The sequence below is a fragment of the Streptomyces sp. NBC_00582 genome, from assembly GCF_036345155.1.
In the GTDB taxonomy this organism is placed as follows: Bacteria; Actinomycetota; Actinomycetes; order Streptomycetales; family Streptomycetaceae; genus Streptomyces.
Genome location: NZ_CP107772.1, coordinates 6287752 through 6310792, shown reverse-complemented (window position 1 = coordinate 6310792; position 23041 = coordinate 6287752). Strand labels below are relative to the sequence as shown.

General features: G+C 71.5%; 26 protein-coding genes. 19 read left to right on the top strand and 7 right to left on the bottom strand.

All coding sequences use genetic code 11. The features are described 5' to 3' along the window. Window positions 1-23 precede the first annotated feature (23 nt). From OG852_RS28415 to OG852_RS28365, 11 genes are all read left to right on the top strand, one after another. Window positions 24-2138 (top strand): ATP-binding protein, encoded by a 2115-nt coding sequence (locus tag OG852_RS28415; RefSeq protein ID WP_330349363.1) that lies wholly within the window; start codon window positions 24-26, stop codon window positions 2136-2138. Window positions 2139-2354: 216 nt separating this feature from the next. Next, a complete protein-coding gene (locus OG852_RS28410) occupies window positions 2355-2822 on the top strand; it encodes a hypothetical protein (protein WP_330349362.1) in 468 nt (155 codons plus the stop codon). A gap of 13 nt (window positions 2823-2835) precedes the next feature. Continuing rightward, entirely contained in the window at window positions 2836-3300 is a 465-nt protein-coding gene (locus tag OG852_RS28405; protein ID WP_330349361.1) for a hypothetical protein, read from the top strand. An 88-nt stretch (window positions 3301-3388) separates the two neighbouring features. Beyond that, window positions 3389-4525, top strand: coding sequence for a DNA cytosine methyltransferase (locus OG852_RS28400; RefSeq protein WP_330349360.1), 1137 nt, complete (start codon window positions 3389-3391; stop codon window positions 4523-4525). Further along, window positions 4515-5420 carry a bifunctional DNA primase/polymerase gene (locus OG852_RS28395; RefSeq protein WP_330349359.1) on the top strand — a complete coding sequence of 302 codons (906 nt, stop codon included), beginning with the start codon at window positions 4515-4517 and terminating at the stop codon, window positions 5418-5420. The genes OG852_RS28400 and OG852_RS28395 overlap by 11 nt, the downstream gene beginning before the upstream one ends. After that, on the top strand, window positions 5417-5776 hold the full coding sequence (locus tag OG852_RS28390; RefSeq protein WP_330349358.1) for a hypothetical protein: 360 nt from the start codon (window positions 5417-5419) through the stop codon (window positions 5774-5776). The genes OG852_RS28395 and OG852_RS28390 overlap by 4 nt, the downstream gene beginning before the upstream one ends. Continuing rightward, the gene (locus OG852_RS28385; protein ID WP_330349357.1) at window positions 5773-7221 is read left to right on the top strand and encodes a DNA primase family protein; all 1449 of its coding nucleotides are present in this window, start codon (window positions 5773-5775) and stop codon (window positions 7219-7221) included. Before OG852_RS28390 ends, OG852_RS28385 begins: the two co-directional genes overlap by 4 nt. A 26-nt stretch (window positions 7222-7247) precedes the next feature. Further along, the gene (locus OG852_RS28380) at window positions 7248-7520 is read left to right on the top strand and encodes a helix-turn-helix transcriptional regulator (RefSeq protein WP_330349356.1); all 273 of its coding nucleotides are present in this window, start codon (window positions 7248-7250) and stop codon (window positions 7518-7520) included. A gap of 89 nt (window positions 7521-7609) precedes the next feature. After that, the gene (locus OG852_RS28375) at window positions 7610-8875 is read left to right on the top strand and encodes a tyrosine-type recombinase/integrase (protein WP_330349355.1); all 1266 of its coding nucleotides are present in this window, start codon (window positions 7610-7612) and stop codon (window positions 8873-8875) included. A 302-nt stretch (window positions 8876-9177) separates the two neighbouring features. Beyond that, the gene (locus OG852_RS28370; protein ID WP_330349354.1) at window positions 9178-10803 is read left to right on the top strand and encodes a penicillin-binding transpeptidase domain-containing protein; all 1626 of its coding nucleotides are present in this window, start codon (window positions 9178-9180) and stop codon (window positions 10801-10803) included. Between the two features lie 172 nt (window positions 10804-10975). Beyond that, entirely contained in the window at window positions 10976-12640 is a 1665-nt protein-coding gene (locus OG852_RS28365) for a penicillin-binding transpeptidase domain-containing protein (protein WP_330349353.1), read from the top strand. A gap of 9 nt (window positions 12641-12649) precedes the next feature. Here the strand turns inward: OG852_RS28365 and OG852_RS28360 are convergent, their stop codons facing one another. Further along, a complete protein-coding gene (locus tag OG852_RS28360; protein WP_330349352.1) occupies window positions 12650-13003 on the bottom strand; it encodes an SsgA family sporulation/cell division regulator in 354 nt (117 codons plus the stop codon). A 206-nt stretch (window positions 13004-13209) separates the two neighbouring features. On the opposite strand from OG852_RS28360, the gene OG852_RS28355 reads away from it, so the two are divergent. From OG852_RS28355 to OG852_RS28325, 7 genes are all read left to right on the top strand, one after another. Beyond that, the gene (locus OG852_RS28355) at window positions 13210-14259 is read left to right on the top strand and encodes an energy-coupling factor ABC transporter permease (RefSeq protein WP_330349351.1); all 1050 of its coding nucleotides are present in this window, start codon (window positions 13210-13212) and stop codon (window positions 14257-14259) included. A gap of 4 nt (window positions 14260-14263) precedes the next feature. After that, complete coding sequence (cbiQ, locus tag OG852_RS28350; RefSeq protein WP_330349350.1) at window positions 14264-15025, top strand: cobalt ECF transporter T component CbiQ; 762 nt, start codon at window positions 14264-14266, stop codon at window positions 15023-15025. Beyond that, the gene (locus tag OG852_RS28345; RefSeq protein WP_330349349.1) at window positions 15013-15771 is read left to right on the top strand and encodes an energy-coupling factor ABC transporter ATP-binding protein; all 759 of its coding nucleotides are present in this window, start codon (window positions 15013-15015) and stop codon (window positions 15769-15771) included. The genes cbiQ and OG852_RS28345 overlap by 13 nt, the downstream gene beginning before the upstream one ends. Further along, window positions 15768-16250 (top strand): MarR family winged helix-turn-helix transcriptional regulator, encoded by a 483-nt coding sequence (locus tag OG852_RS28340; protein ID WP_443064571.1) that lies wholly within the window; start codon window positions 15768-15770, stop codon window positions 16248-16250. Before OG852_RS28345 ends, OG852_RS28340 begins: the two co-directional genes overlap by 4 nt. A gap of 176 nt (window positions 16251-16426) precedes the next feature. Beyond that, the gene (locus OG852_RS28335) at window positions 16427-16831 is read left to right on the top strand and encodes an organic hydroperoxide resistance protein (RefSeq protein WP_133912411.1); all 405 of its coding nucleotides are present in this window, start codon (window positions 16427-16429) and stop codon (window positions 16829-16831) included. 213 nt (window positions 16832-17044) lie between these two features. Then, window positions 17045-17377 (top strand): hypothetical protein, encoded by a 333-nt coding sequence (locus OG852_RS28330; RefSeq protein WP_330349348.1) that lies wholly within the window; start codon window positions 17045-17047, stop codon window positions 17375-17377. After that, window positions 17374-18540 carry a serine hydrolase domain-containing protein gene (locus OG852_RS28325; RefSeq protein WP_330351509.1) on the top strand — a complete coding sequence of 389 codons (1167 nt, stop codon included), beginning with the start codon at window positions 17374-17376 and terminating at the stop codon, window positions 18538-18540. The genes OG852_RS28330 and OG852_RS28325 overlap by 4 nt, the downstream gene beginning before the upstream one ends. Window positions 18541-18582: 42 nt before the next feature. Here the strand turns inward: OG852_RS28325 and OG852_RS28320 are convergent, their stop codons facing one another. The 4 genes from OG852_RS28320 to OG852_RS28305 all read right to left on the bottom strand — a co-directional run bounded on the left by OG852_RS28320 (window position 18583) and on the right by OG852_RS28305 (window position 20727). After that, window positions 18583-18858 (bottom strand): DUF1876 domain-containing protein, encoded by a 276-nt coding sequence (locus OG852_RS28320; protein ID WP_133912283.1) that lies wholly within the window; start codon window positions 18856-18858, stop codon window positions 18583-18585. An 87-nt stretch (window positions 18859-18945) separates the two neighbouring features. Beyond that, window positions 18946-19791, bottom strand: a complete 846-nt coding sequence (locus tag OG852_RS28315; protein ID WP_330349347.1) for a DMT family transporter — start codon at window positions 19789-19791, stop codon at window positions 18946-18948. Continuing rightward, window positions 19788-20282, bottom strand: a complete 495-nt coding sequence (locus tag OG852_RS28310) for a YbaK/EbsC family protein (protein ID WP_133912281.1) — start codon at window positions 20280-20282, stop codon at window positions 19788-19790. Before OG852_RS28310 ends, OG852_RS28315 begins: the two co-directional genes overlap by 4 nt. A 61-nt stretch (window positions 20283-20343) precedes the next feature. Next, complete coding sequence (locus OG852_RS28305) at window positions 20344-20727, bottom strand: winged helix-turn-helix transcriptional regulator (protein WP_133912280.1); 384 nt, start codon at window positions 20725-20727, stop codon at window positions 20344-20346. Window positions 20728-20838: 111 nt separating this feature from the next. Between OG852_RS28305 and OG852_RS28300 the strand changes: the two genes are divergently transcribed. Continuing rightward, a complete protein-coding gene (locus tag OG852_RS28300) occupies window positions 20839-21246 on the top strand; it encodes a RidA family protein (protein WP_133912279.1) in 408 nt (135 codons plus the stop codon). 9 nt (window positions 21247-21255) lie between these two features. Here the strand turns inward: OG852_RS28300 and OG852_RS28295 are convergent, their stop codons facing one another. Together OG852_RS28295 and OG852_RS28290 are read right to left on the bottom strand one after the other, a co-directional pair. Then, window positions 21256-21951: a hypothetical protein gene (locus tag OG852_RS28295; protein ID WP_330349346.1), complete on the bottom strand. Its 696-nt coding sequence runs from the start codon at window positions 21949-21951 to the stop codon at window positions 21256-21258. A gap of 165 nt (window positions 21952-22116) precedes the next feature. After that, window positions 22117-22761, bottom strand: a complete 645-nt coding sequence (locus OG852_RS28290) for a lamin tail domain-containing protein (protein ID WP_443064570.1) — start codon at window positions 22759-22761, stop codon at window positions 22117-22119. Window positions 22762-23041: the final 280 nt, after the last annotated feature.

Sequence of the window (23041 nt, the reverse complement as noted above, 5' to 3'; positions counted from 1 at the left end):
GGCAGTCAGGAGACCCTCCCGTCATGGGTGACACCGTCGTCCACCTGCACAAAGACACCACCTCCGCCGAACCGTCCCCGGTGACCACGCTGACCGTGGTCCCCGACCCCGCCCCGCCCGCCCCCGTCCCGCTGTGGGTCCGCTCCGGGCGCGCCGTGAAGACGGCGGTCACGCACGAGCGCACCCGCACCGCCGCGCGTGCCGCCGCCCGCCACACCCTCTACGTGGCCGGCGGGGCGCGGATCGTGGCCCGCCGCGCGTGGGACGCCCGCACCCCTGCCCGCTACGAGCGCGGTATGCGCGCGGCGGAAGCCGCGGGGAACTACGAGGCCGCGATGGAGTGGGAGGAGCGCGGGCAGCGCTTCCGCGAGGCACGCCACCGCCGCCGCATGGACCTGCTCCACTCGCCCGTGGACGCCGCCAAGGGCGCCCTGGTCGGCACCGGCATGGGCATAGGCGGTCTGGTCGCCCTCGGGGTCGTCCTGGCCATCGCGAACAAGGACGTCACCGACGTCATCACCCCGGTCATGGCGGTCATCGAGTTCATCCGCCTGATGATCACCATCGTGTCCGTGGTGTGGGGGCCGCTGGTCACCCTGGGCCCGTTCCTCGCCCTGCTCGCCCTGTGGGCGGTCGGCAGCAAGCAGCAGGCCGCGCCCGCGTGGGTCATGCCCGCGCACGTCCGCAACGGCGAGGGTGAGCCGATCACCCCGTCCATCGTGGTCAAGGCCCTGCGCGACCTCGGCATCCCCGCCATGCGCAACGCCATCAAGGAGATGGGCGACGCCGGCGCCTCCATGCTCTCCCCCATCGTGATCGCCGGATGCGGCGTGGAAGTCGACGTCACCCTCCCTTCGGGGGTGTCGACGAACGAGATCCAGCAGCGTCGCCGCAAGCTCGCCGAGAACCTCTCCCGGCACGAACACGAGGTGTTCATCACCATCCCGACCGCCGCGCGCACGGTGCGGCTGTGGGTCGCCGACTCCGGGGCACTGGATGAGCCGATCGGCCCGTCCCCGCTGGTCACCGACGAGACGCTGACCGGCGACTACGCCAAGGGCCGCGCGCCGTGGGGTCAGGACCTGCGCGGGGATGCCGCCGCGATCAGCCTGTATCAGCGGCACTTCCTGATCACGGGTCTGTCCAACCAGGGCAAGACCGCCGCGCTGCGGGCGCTCGCGCTGTGGCTCGCTTTGGACCGGTCGGTTCAGTTCCTGATGGGTGACCTGAAGGGCGCCGGCGACTGGGCCATGTTCGACGGCCTGGCCACGGTGCTGATCCAGGGCCCGACGGATGAGCACGTGATCGAGGTGACCGAGATGGTTGAGGGCGCGGTCGACGAGATGAACCGCCGTCTCCAGGCCCCGCCCGGCACCGCGTTCCCGCCGCTGATCGTGCTGGTCGACGAAGCGCAGCAGGCGTTCATGTGCCCGGCCGTGGACGACGAGAAGCGGCCCTACGGCGGCTCGAAGGCCACGTCCCGCTACTTCATGGCCGTCCGCAAGATCCACAACCAGGGCCGTGCGGTCAACGTGCTGATGTGGCAGGGCACACAGGACCCCACCGACCAGAACCTCCCCAAGCTCGTACGGGAGGGCGCGCACACCCGTGCCTCACTCGCCCTGGGCACGGAGTCTCAGGCCCGCATGGCGCTGGGAGACAAGGCGGTCGACGGCGGGGCCGCGCCGAACCTGCTGCGCCCCGGCCTGGACAAGGGCACGGTCGTGGTCGCGTCCGACGGCATCGAGATCCCGGCCGGACAGGCGTCCATCACGGTCCGGACCCACTACATCAGCACCGACGACGCGCACGTGATCGCCGACCGGGCGAAGGCCCTGCGGGACGGCGTCACCACGCTGCACGCGATCGAGCGGGGCCAGGAGCGTGACCCGCTCGCCGACATCGCCGCCGCCCTCGGCGACGCGTCCCGGGTGCCGACCACCGACGTCCTCAAGCGGCTCGCCGCGCTGAACGAGGACGCCTACGGGACGTGGACGAACGGGGACCTCAAGCGCGTCCTGGACGCCCACGGGGCGGAGCCCTACAAGTCCGACGGCCGCATGGTCGTCGCCCGCGAACGCGTCCTGCGCGCACTCGCCAACCGCGACTCCGACGGTTCCGCTTCCGCCGACGGATAGAGGGAGGCGACCCCTCCCCGGGCCAGGGAGTCAGGGAGAACTCCCTGAACCCCTCCCTGAACCCCTCCCTGGCCCGCCTCCCTGGCCCTGACCTGCACGAATGATCAGTCAGGGAGTCAGGGAGGGCCGCAGGTCAGCACCCCCGAAACCCCCTCCACACGCCACCCCTCAGGGGGTGGTTCCACCTCCCTGAACCGACACCGGAAGGGATTCCGCATGTACCCCGAACACACCGACCGGACGCCCGCCGTACGGGCCCCGGAAGTCCACCAGCCCACCCCCATCACCCCCGCCGCGCCGTACCCGGCGCCGCTCGTTCCCGTCCAGCCGCACGGCGTGCCGACGATCGCGAGCGTCGTCCTCCCGGACGGCCGTGTCGTCACCGGCTACGCCATGAGCCCCGTCCAGCCGGAACCGGTCGCGGCCAAGCCCGCCGTCTCGCGCGCGGCGGTGAACGTCGCCCTCGGGGGCGTCGGGTTCCTCGCCGTGTGCGGCGGCCTGCTGCTGCTCACCACCTTCATCACCGCACTCACCGCGCTCATCACCCAGCTCATCACGCTCGCCGCCGTCATCTTCGGCGGATGGATCGCCGTCCAGGTCTTCGGCCACCGCAGCGAGACGAGCGGCGGCAACACCTTCCACATCCGCAAGGCCGTGTTCAAGCGCAACCACTTCAACGGCTGACAGGGAGCCCCGAGTGTTCGAGATCCGCGTCATCTGCGACCCCGACGACACCGACCGCGTCACCACCGCACTGACGACCGCGTTCACGACCGGCGACGTGCGCCGGTACCCGACCCGCGACGGCAAGCGCACCCGCCTCTACCTCACCGCCGACCACTGCCCCGCTCCGGAGGACTGGCCGACCCCGGAGCAGGCGTATGCGGACGCCCCGAGCATCAACAGCGAGATCGGATGGACGGCCCGATTCCTGGCCGATGCCGAGTGCTTCACCGAGCTGGGCCGTGAGTTCTACCTGCGCAAGGCTGCCCTGCTCGACCGGATCGCCCTGCTCGACGACCCCGGCGCCTGGGACCGCGACGCCATCGGCACCGCCGAAGCGGCGGCCGTGTTCCTGCTCGACATGGACCGGCCCGGCCTGATCTGCGACGCCCGCGCCTACGTCCGTCGGCAGTACGTCTACTGGGCCAGGAACAACTAGCTACGCCAAGGGCGGCCCCCACCTCTCGCCAAAGAAACGGGGCCGCCCTTGCTCACCAGCACCGTTCAGGCAACTGGAGACCCCCAGCATGGCCCAACCCGACGCCTTGCGTCTCGGCTCACTGTGCACCGGATACGGCGGCCTGGACATGGCCGCACAGCAGACCTTCGGCGGTTCGCTCGCCTGGGTCGCGGACAACGACCCCGGAGCCTCCCGCATCCTCGCCCACCGCTACCAGGTGCCCAACCTCGGGGACCTGACGGCCATCGACTGGACGACCGTCGCCTCCGTCGACATCGTCACCGGCGGCTACCCGTGCCAGCCGTTCAGCTCCGCCGGCAAACGGAAGGGAACCAAGGATGCCCGGCACATCTGGCCCGACATCGCGCGTGCCCTTGGGGTTCTACGACCCCGACTCGCGGTCTTTGAGAACGTCGCAGGGCACCTTTCTCTCGGATTCGACACCGTGCTCGCCGACCTTGCCGCCCTCGGGTTCGATGCGGAATGGCGCTGTGTACGCGCGTCCGACATCGGCGCGGCCCACCAGCGCAACCGGCTGTTCATCCTCGCGTGGCCTGCCGACACCGGCGGCCAGGGACTGGCGCGGCGGTGGGCAGAGGGGACAGCTTCCCAGCGCCGTCACCTCCCTGCTGCCGACCCCGTCGACCTCGGAGAACACCGGGCCCGGACACGCGGCCCAGGGCGGGATGAATCTGCGGCACGTCGTTTCGCTGCTGCCGACACCGCGCGCGTCGGAGAACGAGAACCGGCAGACGAAGCGCACGCCGTCGCAGGAAGCCGGGACGCACGGCAAGTGCCTCGCTGCGGAAGTGGCGAGCCTGCCGACCTCGGCGTCGACTTCGGCGAGTACGGCCCGGCGGTCGCGCGCTGGGAAAGCGCCCTTGGGCGCCCCGCTCCCAGGCCAACTGACGCTCTGGGACGGCTGAACCCGCCCTTCGTCGAATGGCTCATGGGCCTACCGTCCGGTCACGTCACCGACGTCCCCGGCCTGTCCCGCAGCGCGCAGCTCAAGGCACTCGGCAACGGCGTCATGCCCCAACAGGCCGTGCACGCCCTGCGCCTGCTGCTCGCCACCGCATCCGCCGACGACTCACCGCCGCCGCGTAGAACACCGCCAAGGGCGGCCCCCGTCTCGCCAAAGCCGGGGCCGCCCTTGTTCACCAGCGCCCTTCAAGGAACTGGAGACACCCAGCATGACCCATGACCACCGCCCCGCGCTGCTGCGCGCGGCGCTGGCCGCCGCCGAACGTGGCTGGCCCGTCATCCCGCTGCGCCCGCGCAGCAAGGTCCCCGCGCTGCACGGCGAACGCCGCTGCCCCCGCACCGGAGACTGCGCCGACGGACACCGCACGTTCGAGCAGCGCGCCACCACCGACTCCGCCCGCATCGAACGCTGCTGGGCCACCGGCCCGTTCAACGTCGGTATCGCCACCGGCCCCGCCGGGCTGCTGGTCGTCGACCTCGACACCCTCAAGCCCACAGACGAGAAAGACACGCCTGACGGCGCGGCCAACTTCGCGGCGCTCTGCGAGCGCGCCGGGCACGCCGTCCCCGCCACCCATCGCATCCGGACCCCCAGCGGCGGTCAGCACCTGTACTTCACCGCCCCGCCCGGTAGCCGGTTCACCAACACCACCGGCACGCTCACACCCAAGGTCGACACCCGCGCATGGGGCGGTCAAGTCGTTGCCCCCGGCAGTGAGACGCCACAAGGCCCGTACGCGGTCCTGGACAACTCGCCGGTTACAAACCTGCCCGAATGGCTCCAAAAGGCTCTGACGGCCCCTCAGAGGCCCGCCACGGCCCCGATCCTGCCCACACTCGCACGCGACACCGACCGGTACGCCGCCGCCGTCCTGCAACGTGAGGTTGCGGCCGTGGCCACCACTTCCGAGGGTGGACGGCAGGCCGAACTCCTGCGCGCGGTAAGGGCAGTGGGCCGGTTCGTGGCCTGGGGCGACCTCGACCGCGCCACCGTCGAAGCGGCTTTTACCTGCGGGGGCGAGTCGGCGGGACTGCCGCCGGCCGAGTGCCGCAACACCATCCGCAAGGCACTGGACTACTCCATCCGCACCGCCTGGCCCCGGAGGACGGCATGACCTCCCCACGGCCCCGCCCCGCAGGTAAAAGCACCACACTCACCGCCGACCATCCCCGCACCGCCGAACCGACCGAACCCGCCACCGGCCGTAGCGCGCCGAAGGACGCCGCCCGCAAGGGCGTCCATTCTGCCCTTCGCCCTGACCCGCAGACCGGTGACGGCCGGTACCCCGTGGCGTGGCTGCACATCAGCGCCCCGCGCGGCACCACCCCTACCGCCACCTCGAAGTGCCTGTGCGGACGGGACCGAAGCGCCGTCGGCCACGCCCGCGTGCTCGCCCTGATCGAGGACCACACCGACCACCGCGACGCCTGCCCACTCCGCAGCCCCCAGGAAGGGAGGACGGCCGCATGAGCGACCAGAGCACCGAGCGCGAGGAACTGCCCGCCCCGTCCAATCCGCTGGCCGTCGCCCGCCGTCTCCTGCCGGACTGGCAGACCGAGGACGGCAAGCTTGTGTGCCGTCGCTGGCGCGCATCGTGGATGCGCTGGACCGGCACCGCCTGGCGCGAGATGGACGAAGCGCAGATGCGCGCCGCGATGTACACGCGCCTGGAGCACGCGGTGTTCTACGCCCCCGGGAAGGACGGACAGCCGGAAGCGCGGGAGTGGGCGCCCACGAAGCAGAAGATCAGCAACCTTCTTGACGCCCTCGGAGCCATCACCCTGCTGCCCACCGACACTGACGCCCCCACCTGGCTCGACCCCGACGGCGAGCAGGACGGCGGTCCGATCGTGGCCTGTGAGAACGGCCTGCTCAGGATCCGGGACCGGGCACTACTGCCGCACGGGCCCGGGTTCTTCAACCTCGTATCCGTCCCGTTCGCCTACGACCCCACCGCCGCCGCGCCGACGTGGGAACGCTTCCTGGCGCAGATCTGGCCCGACGACCCCGACGCCGTCAACGCGCTTCAGGAGTGGTTCGGCTACGTGCTGTCCGGGCGCACCGACCAGCAGAAGATCCTGCTCATCGTCGGTCCCTCCCGTTCCGGCAAGGGCACCATCGCGCGCGTCCTCAAAGAGCTGGTCGGCAAGGAGAACCTTGCCGGGCCCACTCTCGCCGGACTCGGCACGAACTTCGGTCTGGCAACCCTGGTCGGCAAGCCGCTCGCAGTCATCTCCGATGCCCGTCTGTCCGGCAACGACAGCAGCCAAGTGGTCGAACGACTCCTCACCATCTCCGGTGAGGACACCATCGACGTTGACCGCAAATACCGCGCGCAGTGGACCGGCAGACTGCCCACGCGGCTCATGCTGCTGTCCAACGAACTGCCGCACTTCGGCGACTCCTCCGGCGTCATCGCCAAACGGTTCGTGCTGCTCAACATGCGCGTGTCGTGGCTGGGCAAGGAAGACACCACCCTTACCGACCGCCTGGCCGCCGAGATGCCCGGAATCCTCAACTGGGCCCTTGACGGGCTCGCCCGTCTCCAGCGCACCGGCCGGATCACGGAACCGAAGTCCAGCCGCGAAGCCGTCACGACCATGCAGGACACCGCCTCACCCACCAGCGCGTTCGTCCGCGAACGCTGCGCCACCGGACCGACGTGCAGCGTCCCCGTGGACGCATTGTGGAACGTCTGGCGCGAGTGGGCCGAGGACAACGGCGTACGCCCCGGAACCAAACAGATCTTCGGCCGCAACCTCCTCTCCGTTGTCCCCCAGCTCAGCCGCTCCCGACCCCGCGACGCCTACGGCCGGCAGGTGGTCACCTACACGGGAATCACGGTGAACGTGTCCGAACCACATTTGCCTGAGTCGCGACTCATCGCGTCTCAAGACCACTCTGAGTGCCGCTGAGTGCCGATGAGTCGCGACTCACAGGAATGTATTTCCAACTCGCGGAGGACTCAGTGAGCGCACCCGTCCCCGTCAAGACCGACCCCCGCGCCACCCTCCGGGGCGGCCTCCCCGACCGGTACCTCACCCCCGACGACATCGCCGAGATGTTCGAGGTACCCGTCGAAACCGTCTACCAGTGGCGCAAGAAGCGCACCGGCCCGCCCGGGTTCCGCATCGGCAAGTACGTCCGCTACGACCCCGCCGACGTGCACGCCTACGTCACCGACCGCAAACACGCCGACCAGGCCGCCGCCTGACACAGCAACGCAGCACACCCCGTTACACCACCAGGGATGGGCACACCGTGCCCATCCCTTCGTCATGTCCAGAAGGGACCGCGCCCTACATGGCAGGCCACATCCAAGACCGCTGGTTCAAGACCGAGACGAACGCCGCCGGCAGGACCGTACGCGTCAAGTCCGACCGCCACGGCACCGGCATGCGCTACCGGGCCCGGTACGTCGGCCCCGACGGCACCGAGAAGAGCAAGAGCTTCCCCGACCGTCAAAAGCGCCTCGCCGAACAGTGGCTCGCCCAGACCGAGGCCGACATGGCGCGCGGCCAGTACATCGACCCGCGCACGGCACGGACCACGTTCCGGCAGTACGCGGAACGGTGGGTCAACTCCCACACGGGCGAGATCAACAGCCGTGAGGCTGCTGAGCGTCGTCTTCGGCTGCACGCCTATCCGCACATCGGGACGCGCCCGCTCGGCTCGTTCAAGCCGGAGCACATCCGGGCGTGGATCGCGGCGCTCGAAGACACCGTGCCGGCCGAGTCGCACCGCCGCATCATTGTCGGCACCGTCTCGGCTGCGCTGAGCGCGGCGGTCGACGACGGGCTGCTCAGCAAGAACCCGTGCCGGGCCCGCACGGTGCAGCTCCCGAAGCCCGGCAAGCCGCGTGTGGTGCCGTGGACGGCCGCGCAGGTCTTCGCCGTACGGGCCGCCCTCGAACCGCGCTTCCGGGCCACCGTGGACCCCGGAGCGGGATGCGGCCTGCGACAGGGCGAGATCTTCGGCCTGTCGGTCGACGAACTCAACTACGAGGGCGGTTGGTTGACCGTCGACCACCAACTCAAGCGCATCCGTGGGAAGTACGTCTTCGCTCTGCCGAAGGGCGGCAAGGTCCGTGACGTGCCGCTCCCTAAGGCCGTGGCCGCCGCTCTGCGGGACCACTCCAAGGAGTTCGCCCCGGTGGACGTGACGCTTCCCTGGCGTACGCCAGACGGCCCGCCCGTGACGAAGCGGCTGTTGTTCACCGGGGTCGGGGGCAATCACGTCCGCGTGAGCAACTTCAACGCTCACCACTGGAAACCCGCTCTGGCGGCCGCCGGAGTCATCCCGGAGCCTGAGCGCGGCGAAGGGTACGCGTCGGCCCCCGAGGACGGCATGCACGCGCTCAGGCACTTCTACGCGTCCGTGCTGCTGGACGCGGGCGAGAACATCCGGGCCCTGAGCCAGTACCTGGGACACAGCGATCCGGGGTTCACCCTGCGCACGTACACGCACCTCATGCCGAGCAGCGAGGGGCGCACCCGGAAGGCGGTCGACGGGGTCTATCTCGCGGCCGATCCACAAGATCACGGCCCAGAGACGGCCCAAGCCGCCTGACGCGGCCCCACAGCACCACCATCGCGGCTGGTCAGAGCCGATATGACCTCGGCCAGCCGCGATTTCATCTACTTCTGGCCCCTGTTCACGGGGACGGCGATCCCGATCGAACAGTGGCGGTCGCGGATGTGGATCGATACGTGGGTGTAGCCGGCGTTCACACCTGTGATTGAGCACCCCCGCTAACGATTGCGGAAACTACCGTCACACTCGCCTCCCTTTCGGCTTACTGTGAGCCTGGACAGAGATTTCTGAACGCGTTCAGAAACGCCCGTGAGGGTGTCGAGGGGGAGGGTTCGCACATGCGCAAGGGGGCGAAGGCGGCCATAGTCGGCTCGGTGTTCGTCGTGATGGTGGGCGGGGCCGGGTACGGGGCCTTCAACATCGTGAGCGCGCTGAACGGGGGCGACGGTTCGGGGAGCGGCGGGCCCGCGCCCGTGAAGACCGGGCCGCCGAGCGGCGGCGAGGTCAAGGACACCAGCACCAAGTTCTTCGCCGCCTGGGAGAAGGGCGAGGCGGCGGCCGCGGCCGCGCTCACCAACAACGCGGAGAAGGCCGAGCCGCTGCTGACCTCGTACAGCGGGACCGCCCACATCGATCGTGTGACGATCACACCGGGCGCCGCGCGCGGGGCCACGGTGCCGTTCAGCGTCAAGGCGACCGTGTCGTACGAGGGGAAGTCCAAACCGCTCGCCTACAAGAGCGAGCTGACCGTGGTGCGCGGGCTGACCACCGGCAAGGCGCTGGTGGACTGGCAGCCGGCCGTCGTCCACCCCGACCTGAAGGACATGGACGACACCCTGGTCACCGGCGACGCGTCCGCCCCGCCCATCGAGGCCGTCGACCGCGACGGCAAGGTGCTGACCAAGCAGGCGTACCCCTCGCTCGGGCCGATCCTCGACGAACTGCGCGCCAAGTACGGCGACAAGGCGGGCGGCACGCCCGGCGTCGAGCTGGCGATCCACCACGCCGCCCCTGACACCGCCGACACCCCGCTGCTCACCCTCTCCGAGGGCAAGGCGGGCAAGCTGCCCACCACGCTCAGCGCGCGCGTGCAGGCGGCGGCCGAGAAGGCGGTCACCCAGTACCGCGAGTCGTCGGTGGTGGCCGTCAAGCCGAGCACCGGCGAGGTGCTGGCGGTCGCCAACAACCGCACCGACGGCTGGAACGCCGCGTTCCTCGGCGAGGTCGCCCCCGGCTCCACCTGGAAGATCGTCAGCGCCGCCACCCTCATCGACAACGGGATCACGTCGGCGAACGGGCCCGCGCCCTGCCCCGCCGAGGCCGTGTGGCAGAGCCAGACCTTCCACAACATCAAGAACATGCCCGCCGACGAGAACGCCACCCTCTCCGAGAGCTTCGCCCGCTCCTGCAACACGGCGTTCGTGAAGTTCGCCGACGAGGTGAAGGTCGACTCCCTCACCGACGAGGCCAGGGACCGCTTCGGGATCGGCCTCGACTGGAAGACCGGCATCCCGTCCTTCGACGGCTCGGTCCCCGCCTCCGGCGGACCGGACACCGCGGCCAACCTGATCGGGCAGGGCCAGGTCCAGGTGAACCCGCTGAACCTGGCCTCGGTGACGGCGACCGCGATGACGGGCACCTTCCGGCAGCCGGTGATCGTGCCGCAGAGCCTCGACGACCGCGAGCTGGCACGCGCGCGTGGGCTGTCGGCGAGCACCGTGCAGCAGCTGCGCGCCATGATGAACCGCACCGCGACCAGCGGCACCGCCGCCGAAGTGATGTCCGGGCTCGGTGTCCGCATCGGCGCGAAGACCGGCTCGGCCGAGGTCGACGGGCAGACCAAGTCCAACAGCTGGTTCACCGGCTACCGCGACGACGTGGCCGCGGCGGCCATGGTGCAGGACGGCGGCCACGGCGTGGACGCGTCCGGCCCGCTCGTCGCGCAGGTGCTGCGCGCCGGGTGACGCAGGGCCGAATCCCCCGGTTCAACTCCGTAACAGGTGGGTGGTTGACGTCACACATGACGTCACCCCCACGGCACGGGACTCTAGGGTGGTTGCCGTCGTTGGGGTGAGTGAGGGCAACGAGGGCACTGGGGCGAGGGGAGCCCCCTGGGGATCCGGAGGATCACAGGCAGTGGGCAAGAGAAGGCGCGTCGACGAACGGCGCAGCAAGCGGCGGCCCGCGGTCGTCGGCGGCATGGTCGCCGTCGTCGTCGGCGGTGCCGGTATCGGCGTCTACGCCCTCTTCGGCGGCGCGGCGGCCGACGCCGGTACGGCGGCCAGGCTGAAGCCGGTCGTCAAGACCGGCCCCCTGTCGGAGACCGAGGTCACCACCGCGGCCCGCACGTTCCTCACGGCCTGGCAGCAGGGCTCGGTCGCCAGGGCCGCGGCCGCCACCGACGACGCCACGGCCGCCGCCGCCCTGCTCTCCGGCTACACCGAGGACGCCCACGTCTCGGACGTCACCCTCACCGCCGGCAAGCGCACGGGCGACAAGGTCGCCTTCTCCGTGACGGGCACGGTGACGTACAAGAAGGTCAGCAAGCCGCTGGCGTACGACAGCGCGCTGACCGTCGTACGGCGGGCGAAGGACGGCAGGGCGACCGTCGACTGGCACGCGTCCGTGGTCCACCCCGACCTGTCCGACGGGGACACCCTGGTGACCGGCGAGGCGGGCAACCCGCCCGTCAAGGCGCTCGACCGGGACGGCGGCGAGATCACGGCCGCCGCATACCCCTCCCTGGGCACGGTGCTGGACGGGCTGCGCGAGAAGTACGGCAAGAAGGCGGGCGGTACGGCGGGCGTCGAGCTGCGGGTGGTGCGCGGCAAGGCGTCGAAGGCGAAGAAGGCCTCCGACAAGACGCTCCTGGAATTCAGCAAGGGCACCCCGGGCACGGTGAGGACGACCCTCAGCCCGACCCTGCAGGCCGCCGCCGAGCAGCAGGTCGCGAAGACCGCGCGCGCGTCGGTCGTCGTCCTGCGGCCCTCCACCGGTGAGATCCTCGCCGTGGCGAACAGCAGTCACGGCTTCAACACCGCCTTCAACGGTTCCCTCGCGCCCGGCTCCACCTGGAAGGTCGCCGTGTCGTCGCTGCTCATCGAGAAGGGGCTGGCGTCGGCGGACAAGGTGCACCCCTGCCCGAAGACGTTCACCTACGGCGGCTGGAAGTTCCACAACGACGACGACTTCCAGATCAAGGGCGGCACCTTCAAGGCGAGCTTCGCCCGCTCCTGCAACACGGCCTTCGTCAGCCAGGCGGGCGAGCTCGGCAACGACAGCATGACCAAGCAGGCGCAGCAGGTGTTCGGGCTGTCGATGAACAACTGGGCGATCGGGGTCCCGTCGTTCGACGGCTCGGTGCCGGTGCAGTCGGCGGCCCAGATGGCGGCCTCGCTGATCGGTCAGGGCGGGGTGCGGATGAACCCGCTGAACATGGCGTCGGTGTCGGCGACGGTGAAGTCGGGCACCTTCCACCAGCCGTACCTGGTCTCCCCGTCGGTCGACCACCGCACCCTCGCCACGGCCTCCCGCACGATGTCCGCGTCCACCCTGTCCCAGCTGCGGGAGCTGATGAACTACACCGCGGCCTACGGCACCGCCGCCGAGGCGATGTCCGGCCTCGGCCCCGACGACGGCGCGAAGACGGGCTCCGCGGAGGTCGACGGGCAGTCCAAGCCGAACGGCTGGTTCACGGCCTACAAGGGCGACCTGGCGGCGGCGGGAGTGGTCCAGGCGGGCGGCCACGGCGGCGACACGGCGGGGCCCATCGTGGCTGCCCTGCTGAGGATGGGCGGCTGAGCCGGCCCCTCACCGTGTGACCGGCTCGCCCGCCATGTAGGTCCGTCGCAGGAACCGCAGCAGCGCCTGCGCGTCGAACTGCACCACCGACACACCCTGCGAGGAGTGGAACTCGACGACGGCCTGCACCCGCCCGAGCGGCCACACCCGCACCTCCCCGGTCCCGGCCGGCGCCCGCAGCCCCTGTTCGAGGAGGGTCCGGGCGAACGTCCACTCGTGCCGGTCGGGCAACCCCACCCGCACGGACCGGGGATCGTCCTCGGGGTCGTAGCGCAGGACGACGGGGACGGCGTCGCGTTCCTCCTCGACCAGGTCGGCGTCCGTGACGATGTGGGCTCGCGCGTACTGCTCGACTACGGACATCGGCCGGCCCTCTCACGCTGGGTGACCCCGGGGAAAGCTGTGGGTCCTTTCCCCCTCCAATGTCGCATATTTTCCACAATGCGCTCCTCCGAGCGGAGGTATCTCACATGTGCGATACCTGCACCGCACAGGGACCCACTCCGTGGCCCACTTCACGAGCACCTCGCTCTTGCGAACCGTTCGCATTAAGCCACTATCATCGACGGGTGCACGTACCCGACGGATTCATCAACGCCCCGACCTCCGCCGTGACCGGAGTCGTCGCCGCGGGCGCCATCGCCGTGAGCCTGCGCGGCGCGCGCCGTGAGCTCGACGAGCGCACGGCCCCGCTGGCCGGCCTGGTCGCGGCGTTCATCTTCGCCGTGCAGATGCTGAACTTCCCCGTCGCGGCGGGCACCAGCGGCCATCTGCTGGGCGGCGCGCTGGCCGCGATCCTCGTGGGCCCCTTCACCGGGGTCCTGTGCGTGTCCGTGGTCCTGCTGATGCAGGGCATCCTCTTCGCCGACGGCGGGCTGACCGCGCTCGGCGTGAACATCACCGACATGGCGATCGTGACGACGGTCGTGGCCTACGCCGTCTTCCGCGGCCTGGTGAAGGTGCTGCCGCGCACCCGCCGCTCGGTCACCGTCGCGTCCTTCGTCGCCGCCCTGCTGTCCGTCCCCGCCGCGGCCGTGGCGTTCACGGCGCTGTACGCGGTCGGCGGCACCACCGAGGTGGCGATCGGCAAGGTCGCCGGCGCGATGGTCGGCGTGCATGTGCTGATCGGCCTCGGCGAGGCCGTCATCACCGCCCTGACGGTCGGCGCCGTGATCGCCGTACGCCCGGACCTCGTGTACGGCGCGCGCGGACTGCAGCAGAGGCTGCGGCTGCGCGTGAACGGCGAACTGGTCGACGCGCCCGCGGCGCACACGGCGCCCGTCGCGGCGCGCACCTCCCGGCGCACGCTGTGGGTGGGCGGCCTGGTCACCTCCCTCGTACTCGCCGGTTTCGTCAGCTTCTACGCCTCCGCGAACCCCGACGGGCTGGAGAAGGTCGCCGCCGACCACGGCATCGACCGGAAGACCGAGGAGCACGCGAGCGCCGGCTCCCCGCTCGCCGACTACGGCGTCGAGGACGTGACGAACGCCCGGCTGTCCGGCGGCCTCGCGGGCGTGATCGGCGTGGGCGTGACCGTCGTCGCGGGCAGCGCGGTCTTCTGGGCGGTGCGCCGGCGCCGTACGGCGGACGCCTCCCCCACCGCCGTAGAGAACGTCTGACGGCATGGGAGCGGGACACGCGCACCGGCTCTACCGGCACGGGCACTCGCCCGTGCACGCCCTGCCGCCGCACACCAAGCTCGCCGCCGCGTTCGCCTTCGTGGTCGTCGTCGTGTCGACGCCGAGGGAGGCGATGTGGGCGTTCGGTCTGTACGCCGTCCTGCTCGCCTGCGTCGCACGGCACGCGCGCGTGCCCACCGGTTTCCTGCTCAAACGTCTGCTGATCGAGGTGCCGTTCGTCGCGTTCGCGGTGCTGATGCCGTTCGTGGCGGAGGGCGAGCGGGTGGACGTCCTCGGACTGTCCCTCAGCGTGAACGGCCTGTGGGGCGCCTGGAACGTCCTCGCCAAGGGCACCCTCGGCGTCGCCGCCTCCGTGCTCCTCGCGGCCACCACGGAGCTGCGGGAGCTGCTCCTCGGCCTCCAGCGGCTGCGGCTGCCCCCGCTGCTGGTGCAGATCGCGTCCTTCATGATCCGTTACGGCGATGTCATCACCGACGAGATGCGGCGGATGCGGATCGCGCGCGAGTCGCGCGGGTTCGAGGCAAAGGGCGTCCGCCACTGGGGCGTGCTCGCCAAGTCGGCGGGCGCGCTGTTCATCCGCTCCTACGAACGCGGCGAGCGGGTGCACCTGGCGATGGTGAGCCGGGGGTACGCCGGTGCGATGCCGGTGATCGACGAGGTGACCGCGTCCCGCGCGCAGTGGTCGTACGCGTGCGCCCTGCCGGTCGCCGCCCTGGTCGTCTGCGTGTTGGGATGGGTGCTGTGACTGCTTCTCTCGAGGTCCGTGGCCTCGCCTTCGCCTACCCCGACGGCCATCAGGCGCTGTTCGGCGTGGACTTCTCCCTCGCGCGCGGGGAGCGGGTCGCGCTGCTCGGGCCGAACGGCGCCGGCAAGACGACCCTCGTGCTGCATCTCAACGGCATCCTCACCGGCGGCGCGGGCACGGTGACGGTCGCCGGACTGCCCGTCGGCAAGCGGCACATGGCGGAAATCCGCCGCAAGGTCGGGCTCGTGTTCCAGGACCCGGACGACCAGCTCTTCATGCCGACGGTCCGTGAGGACGTGGCGTTCGGGCCGGCCGCGGCCGGACTGAAGGGCGCGGAGCTGGAGGAGCGTGTGGACCGCGCGCTCGCGCGGGTCGGCATGGCGGACTTCAAGGACCGCCCGCCGCACCACCTCTCCTTCGGCCAGCGCCGCCGGGTCGCCGTCGCCACCGTGCTGGCGATGGAGCCGGAGATCCTCGTCCTGGACGAGCCGTCCTCCAACCTCGACCCCGCCTCGCGCCGTGAACTCGCCGACATCCTGCGCTCGCTGGACGTGACCGTGCTGATGGTCACGCACGACCTGCCGTACGCCCTGGAGCTGTGCCCGCGCTCGCTGATCCTCAGCGAGGGCGTGATCGCCGCGGACGGCCGCACGGGGGACCTGCTCGCCGACGAGGCCCTGATGAACGCCCATCGCCTGGAGCTGCCCTTCGGGTTCGACCCGCGCTCCGTCACAATGGGCGCGTGACGAATGGGCACGTGACCGACGAGAACCGGACGGCCGAGCGTACGCCGCTGCTCGACGAGCAGTTGTGCTTCGCGCTGTACGCGGCCCAGCGCGCGGTGACCTCCGCCTACCGCCCCGTCCTGGACGAGCTCGGGCTCACCTACCCGCAGTACCTCGTGCTGCTGGTCCTGTGGGAACGCGGCGAGACCACCGTGAAGGAACTGGCGGCGGCCCTGCGGCTCGACTACGGCACGATGTCGCCGCTGCTGAAACGCCTGGAGGCGGCGGGTCTCGTGCGCCGGGAGCGCTCGGAGCGCGACGAGCGCACGGTGCTCGTCGCGTGCACCGGGCGCGGCGAGGAACTGAAGGGGCGCGCGACGCGCGTCCCCGGCGCGCTGATGACCGCGACCGGTCTGGAGGCGGCGGAGGTCGCGCGGTTGCGCGAGGAGCTGTGGGGTCTCGCGGAGCGGGCGCACGGCGCGGCGAGCCGCGCGCGGTAGCCCGCGCGAGCTGAAGTTACCCGCGGTTACTACCCCCTGGTGGGCACACACCGACCTACCGGCCGGTACCTTGTGCACGATGTAATCGGGAACGCGTTCTGGGGAGGGGTCCCGCTGTGAGCGAAGGTGCCGCCGTCGACGGAGTGGAAACCGTCGACACCCGTCCGACGAAGATCATGTACGTCGCCGAGGCGACCGCGCACGGAGGTCGCGACGGGTACGTGACCAGCCAGGACGGCCATATCGAGCTGAAGGTGGCTATGCCGCCGGAGCTGGGCGGCGACGGCAAGGGCACGAACCCGGAACAGCTCTTCGCGGCCGGCTACAGCTCCTGCTTCCACAACGCGCTGATCCTCGTCGGCAACCGCGCGGGCTACGACCTGACCGGCTCCACGGTCGCGGCGAAGGTCGGCATCGGGCCGAACAGGACCAAGGGCTACGGCCTCGCCGTCGCCCTCAGCGTCTCGCTGCCCGTGCTCGACCAGGGCCTCGCCGAGAAGCTGGTCGGCGCGGCGCACCAGGTGTGCCCGTACTCCAACGCCACCCGCGGCAACATCGACGTCACGATCGTGCTGGGCTGACCCCGGGTACAACGCCGGTGTCGCCCGTGCGGGCGAGCGGGATCGGGGGGTCCCACGGACAGTCCTGCGGGCAGTCCTGCGGGCACGTCCACGGACGGCGTCACGAACGGTGTCACGGATGGTGTCAGGGGCGACCGCTGGGAGCGACGGCTCGCGCAGCGGCTCGTCCCGCGCCGGGCGGCCGCGCTCGCCGGGTGGCGCGCCCTCGTGCTGATGCCGGTCACCCTGTCGGGGTACCGGTACGAGCGGGGCGTGGTCCTGCGCCGGTTCCGCACCTACCGGGCCTACACCTGGCGGGAGTTGACCGCCAGGACGCACGGCTGGTGGGTCGACGAGGGGGACCGGTCCGAATACCGCGTCCGGCGCGAGGAACTGGAGCTGCGCACCCGCGACGGCGCCCGGGTCCACCGCTACGACCACCACCCCCGCGAGGTGAGCGCCCTCGTACGACCCGCCCGAGACCCCTGGCCCCGAGGAATCCAAGGCCCGGCCTCCGTGTTTCACTCACTGTCGCAAGCGAGTGAAGGGGTCCGGGCGTGCACATGAACGCGAGCGGTGAGGTGGCCGAGGGGTTCGAGCCGGTCCGGGAGGCGTTCGTACGGAACTTCGAGACGCTCGGGGAACGGGGCGCGGCGGTGGCCGTCTACCGGGACGGACGCAAGGTCGTCGACCTGTGGGGCGGCACCCGGGACGTCGACGGCACGGCTCCCTGGGAGCGCGGCACCGCGCAGATCGTGCGCTCCGCGACCAAGGGCGTCGCCGCCGCCGTACTCCTGCTGCTGCACCAGCGCGGAGAGCTGGACCTGGACGCGCCCGTCGGGACGTACTGGCCGCAGTACAAGGCGAACGGCAAGGAACGCACGCTGGTGCGGCACCTGCTCGCGCACCGCGCCGGCGTGCCCGTGCTCGACCGGCCGCTGACGCCCGCAGAGGCGGCCGACCCCGATCTCGGCGCGGCGGCGGTCGCGGCGCAGGCACCCGTCTGGGAGCCGGGCACCGACCACGGCTATCACGCGCAGACGTACAGCTGGCTGACCGGGGAGCTGGTGCGGAGGGTCACCGGACGGACCATCGGGGAGTGGATCGCCGACGAGATCGCCGGGCCGCTCGGAGCCGATCTGTGGCTGGGGCTGCCGGCGTCGCTCCACGCGCGCGTGGGGCGCGTCGGGCAGGTCGACGCACCCGTCCCGGCCGGGGGCCTGCGGACCCGGCCCAAGCGCTCCGTCGCCGACGCCTACGCCGACCCCGGCTCCCTCACCCGCCGCGCCTTCGCCGCGATCACCCCGCTGCCCGACGAGAACGACCCCGCCTACCGCGCGGCCGCCCTGCCCGCCTCCAACGGCATCGCCACCGCCGACGGCCTGGCCCGCTTCTACGCCTCGCTCATCGGCGAAGTCGACGGCGGCACACGGCTGTTCACCCCGGAGACGGCCGAGCTGGCGCGCTCCGAGCAGTCCGCGGGACCGGACCGGGTGCTGGTGGTCACCACCCGGTTCGGCCTCGGCCCCATGCTGCACGGCGGCGCGTCGCCACTGCTCTCCCCCACCTCCTTCGGCCACCCCGGCCGCGGCGGCGCCCTCGGCCTCGCCGACCCCGGCTCCGGCATCGCCTTCGGCTATGTCACCAACGGTTTCCGTACGAGCGTGACGGCCGACCCGCGAGCCCAGGCGCTGCTGCGGGCGCTCCGCACGGCGATCGCCTCCGGGTGATCCACCGCGCGGGCGACCCCACGGGGGCGACCGCACGGGGCGTCACATGTTGATGGAGTGGGACGTCCGCCCCGACGCGTCGTCGATCTCCTCATGGGCCTTCGTCAGCAACTGCATGGCGAGTTCGTTGAGGGCGCGGGCACCCGCTATCTCCTCGCCGACCCGTGGCTGGTTGCTGTCGACCCGGTGGCGGGTGGCGTGCCCCCGGGACCGCACCTCGGACCCGTCGGGCAGGCGGACCAGCGCGGCGGCCTTCGTGTGCTGATCGTCCTCCTCGAACTCCAGCTCGACGTGCCATCCCACAGCGGTGTGCATCATGTCGGTCACCTCCGGAACTCCTGCTTCCAGGGTGCTCCTCCGGGCGGGCGCCCGCACCCACGCGGGGCACACGGGACGCCCCCGCGGTCAACCGGAGTGCAGCATCAGCCCGATGCCCAGGACGAGCAGGCCCGCGGCGGCGATGCGCGGGGCGCCGAACCGCTCCTTGAAGAAGACGGCGCCGATGGCCGCGCCGACGATGATGGAGGACTCGCGCAGCGCGGCGACGGGGGCCAGTTCGGCTCGGGTCTGGGCCCACAGGACGAGGGCGTAGGCGGCGACGGACAGGGCGGAGCCGAGGAGACCGAGGGCCGCGAAGGGCCGTAGGTCGGCGACGGTCCCGCCGCGTCGGCGGGTGACGGCGTACGCCGGGATCACCACGCCCTGAACGACCATCAGCCAGGCGATGTAGCCGAGGGAGGAGCCGGAGGCGCGCACTCCGAGGCCGTCGACGACCGTGTACGCCGCGATGGTCAGCCCGGTCGCCAGCGCGGCGCCGATCGCCGCCCCGTCGGGCCGCCGTCCACGCAGCCCCCACAGGGCGACGCCGGTCAGCCCCGCGCAGGACAGCGCGATGCCGGCGGCCGCCCAGCCGTCGGGCACCTCGTGCGCGAACACGGCGGCGAGGACGGTCACGACGAGCGGCGCGGAGCCGCGCGCGAGGGGGTACGCCTGCCCGAAGTCGCCCAGCCGGAAGGACCGCATGAGCAGCGCGTAGTACGCGACGTGGACGACGGCGGAGCCCAGCAGGTACGGCCAGGCCCCCGCGGCCGGGACCGCGACGAACGGCGCGAGGGCCAGTCCGATGAGCGTGCCGCCGCCCGCGATCAGCGTGAAGCCCACCAGCCTGTCGGTGATCCGGTGGGCGATGGCGTTCCAGCTCGCGTGGGTGACCGCCGCCAGCAGCACGGCGGCGGTGACCAGCGGCGTCACGCGGTGCGCTCGCGGACGTCCACGACGGTGGCGGCGGCGTGGGCGACGAGGGCGTCCGGGGCCATGGGGAACACGGTGTACGGGGTGCCGGCGGCGGCCCACACGACGTCGTGCGCGAGGAGACCGCGGTCGGCGAGGACCCGGGTGCGGGTGCGGTGCCCGAAGGGCGGTACGCCGCCGATGGCGTACCCGGTCGTCTCGCGCACGACGGCCGCGTCGGCCCTCGTCACCCTCGCGGCGCCGAGTTCCTCCCGCACCCGCTCCACGTCGACCCGGGACGCGCCGTCCATCAGCACCAGCACCGGCACCCCGTCCGCCGCGAAGATCAGCGACTTGCAGATCCGGCTCGGCTCGCACCCGATCGCGGCGGCCGCCTCGGCGGCGGTGCGGGTCGCCTCCGGGAAACGGCGGACCCGGGCGTTCAGGTCGTCGAGCCCGAGCTCGCGCAGGGCCTCGGCGAAACGGGGATGGGCACCGGTCGTGGTCGTCATGCACGGCACGCTAGCGGTCGGTGTACGGGGCACGCGACGGAGTTGTCCGGGCGGGGCGCGCTCAGCCGTCGAAGTGGCGGCGGGAGGCCTCGATGTGGGCGAGGTACCGGTGGGTCCACTCGCACATCCCGTCGACCGTGGCCCGCAGCCCCAGCCCCGCCTGGGTCAGGGTGTACTCGACGCGCGGCGGCACGGTCGGGTGCACGGTCCGCTCCACCAGGCCGTTGCGCTCCAGCATGCGCAGGTTCTGGGTGAGCATCTTGTGGCTGACGCCCTCGACCTCGTCGCGCAATCCGCTGAACCGCAGGGTGCGTTCCCCGAGCGCCTCGATGATCAGCAGCGCCCACTTGTTGGCCACGTCGGAGAAGATCTCCCGGGCGAGCGAGTCGGCCCTCCTCAGGTCCGCCTGTTCGTCGGGCGTGCCCGTGTACTGCTTGGTCACCATCAGGTTCCCCAGTCACCGAAAAGTGCGTTCTTCCATGTCAGCGTTCACTCTCCTACAGTTCCCAAGTAACCACAAGAGAGCACGACCGTTCCCACGGAAGGCAGGCACCCCATGACCGTCACCCTCGTGAACCCGTCCGGACTGCCCAGGACCGACGCCTACAGCCAGGTGTCCGTGGCCACCGGCTCCCGGCTCGTCCGCGTCGCCGGGCAGGTCGCCTGGGACGCCGACGGCGTCACGGTCGGCGAGGGCGATCTCGCCGCGCAGGTCGAGCAGGCCTACGTCAATGTCGGCACCGCTCTCGCCGGGGTGGGCGCCGGCTTCGACGACGTCACCGGGCTGACCGTCCATGTCGTCGACTGGACCCCGCGGAAGATGCCCGCGTTCATGGAGGGCGTCACCCGCGCGGCCGGCCGCCTGGGCGTCACCGCGACCCCACCGGTCACCCTGCTGGGCGTCGCCGCCCTCCACATCCCCGAGCACCTGGTGGAGATCGAGGCGACGGCGATCCTCGACTGACGGACTCCCTCAGACGCGCCAGGTGGCGCAGTACTGGATGTGCAGACGGCCCGGTACGTGACGACGGGTTCTCGCGTGCGGCCAGGGACCGGAGCCCAGTTCGACGCAGTGGTGCGTGCCGGCGGGGTGGCGGTGCCGGTGGGAGGGCGCCTCGTCGACGAGGCCGCGCAGGGCCGCGCCGTGTGCGCGGAAGGCGGTGGCGCTGCCGACCACGAACAGGGTGTGCGCCGCGAGGTGGAAGTCGAGGTGGTCGCGGTACTCCCGGTGGCGCCACCGGTCGTGGTCGACGGCGGACTCGTCGGGGAAGTCCCGGTCGGGGAGGGACACGGTGTGCGGCCTTCCGGCCCCGAGCCGTCCGCGTACCTCCTTCCAGGACGCGGTGGGGAACTGGAGGCCGTGGTGGAGCAGCACCAGGTCCAGCGCGACCGGTTCACCGTCGCCGGCCACGCCCTCGGGCGCCGGGTTGGCGCGGATCGGCAGATACACGAGCGAGTGCGCGGACCGCGCGGCCAGCGCCCACAGCGCGACGAGCAGGCCCGCGCCCTCCCGGTCGGCGTACATCGACAGCCAGTGCCGGTCGTCCCGCAACGCCAGCCGTACGGAGGCGGGCGCGGCCCGGATCACCCGCACCCCGGCGCCGCCGCCCTGCCGGACCCGGTGGACGTGGACACGGGGACCGGGGTGGCGCGTGCGGTGGGTCGGCATGACCGGAGTGTGCCCCATCGGGGCGCCCACCGTCCGCCGGGGGGGCGGCGGAACGGACGGTGTCCCCCATCGGGGCGCCCACCGTCCGCCGGGGGGCGGCGGAACGGACGACGGCGCGCCCGCCCCCCGGCAGTGGGGGTCGGGCGCGCCGCGGACGAGGGTGTGTCAGTGACGGTCACCGCGGTCGTGACGGTGCTCGCCGCGGTCGTGACGGTGCTCGCCGCGGTCGTGACGGTGCTCGCCGCGGTCGTGACGGTGCTCGCCGCGGTCGTGACGGTGCTCGCCGCGGTCGTGACGGTAGTCACCGCGGTCGTGGCGGTAGTCGCCGTGGTGGCGGTCCCAGCCGTGGCGGCGGCCGCCCCAGGACTCGTCGTCGACGAAGCGGCTGCGGTCGTTGCGCAGGGTGGCCGTGTCGGCACGGTTGTCCCACACCTCGCGGCTGCGGTCCTGGAACAGGTCGGTGCTGGAGTCGCGGCCCTCACCGGTGTGGACCCGGACGGTGGCACGGGCGGCCAGGCGGTAGTCGCCGAAGGTGTAGGTGTCGCCGCGCCGGTTCGCCAGCGTCCATCCGTCCAGGTTGATCGCGTGGCGGGTGGTGTTGGTGAGCTCGACCCACTCCTTGTTCAGCGAGCGGTTCGACCGGTCGTCACGGCCCGGGGCGTCGTACTGGACGGCGCTGATCTCCACCTTCGGCCGCTCGGCGCGCGGGAAGCCGGCGGCGGACGCCGGGAGCGCCACGGCGCCGACGACGGCGGCGGCCGCGAGGGTGGCGGCGGCCAGACGGCGGGCGGATACAACGGAAGAGGACACAAGGTCTCCTAGTTTTGTGCGAGTTACGACCGCATCGGCCGCAGAACCCACACTTGACCACCACACGTCCCGCAAGCATCCGATTGACGCCTCACGTTACGAATCATCCATATTCCGGTGACACTAACCTTCTATGTCCATCTATGTACTGAACGCTAGGGGCCGTTGTCAGATCTACCCTGCAAGGCCTCCCGGCGATCGGGCGTCACCCGAAAGTGGGTCACAACGGGCGATGCGAACAAAAAGCCGGTGAGGGCGCCCCGTCCCCACGGAACCCTCA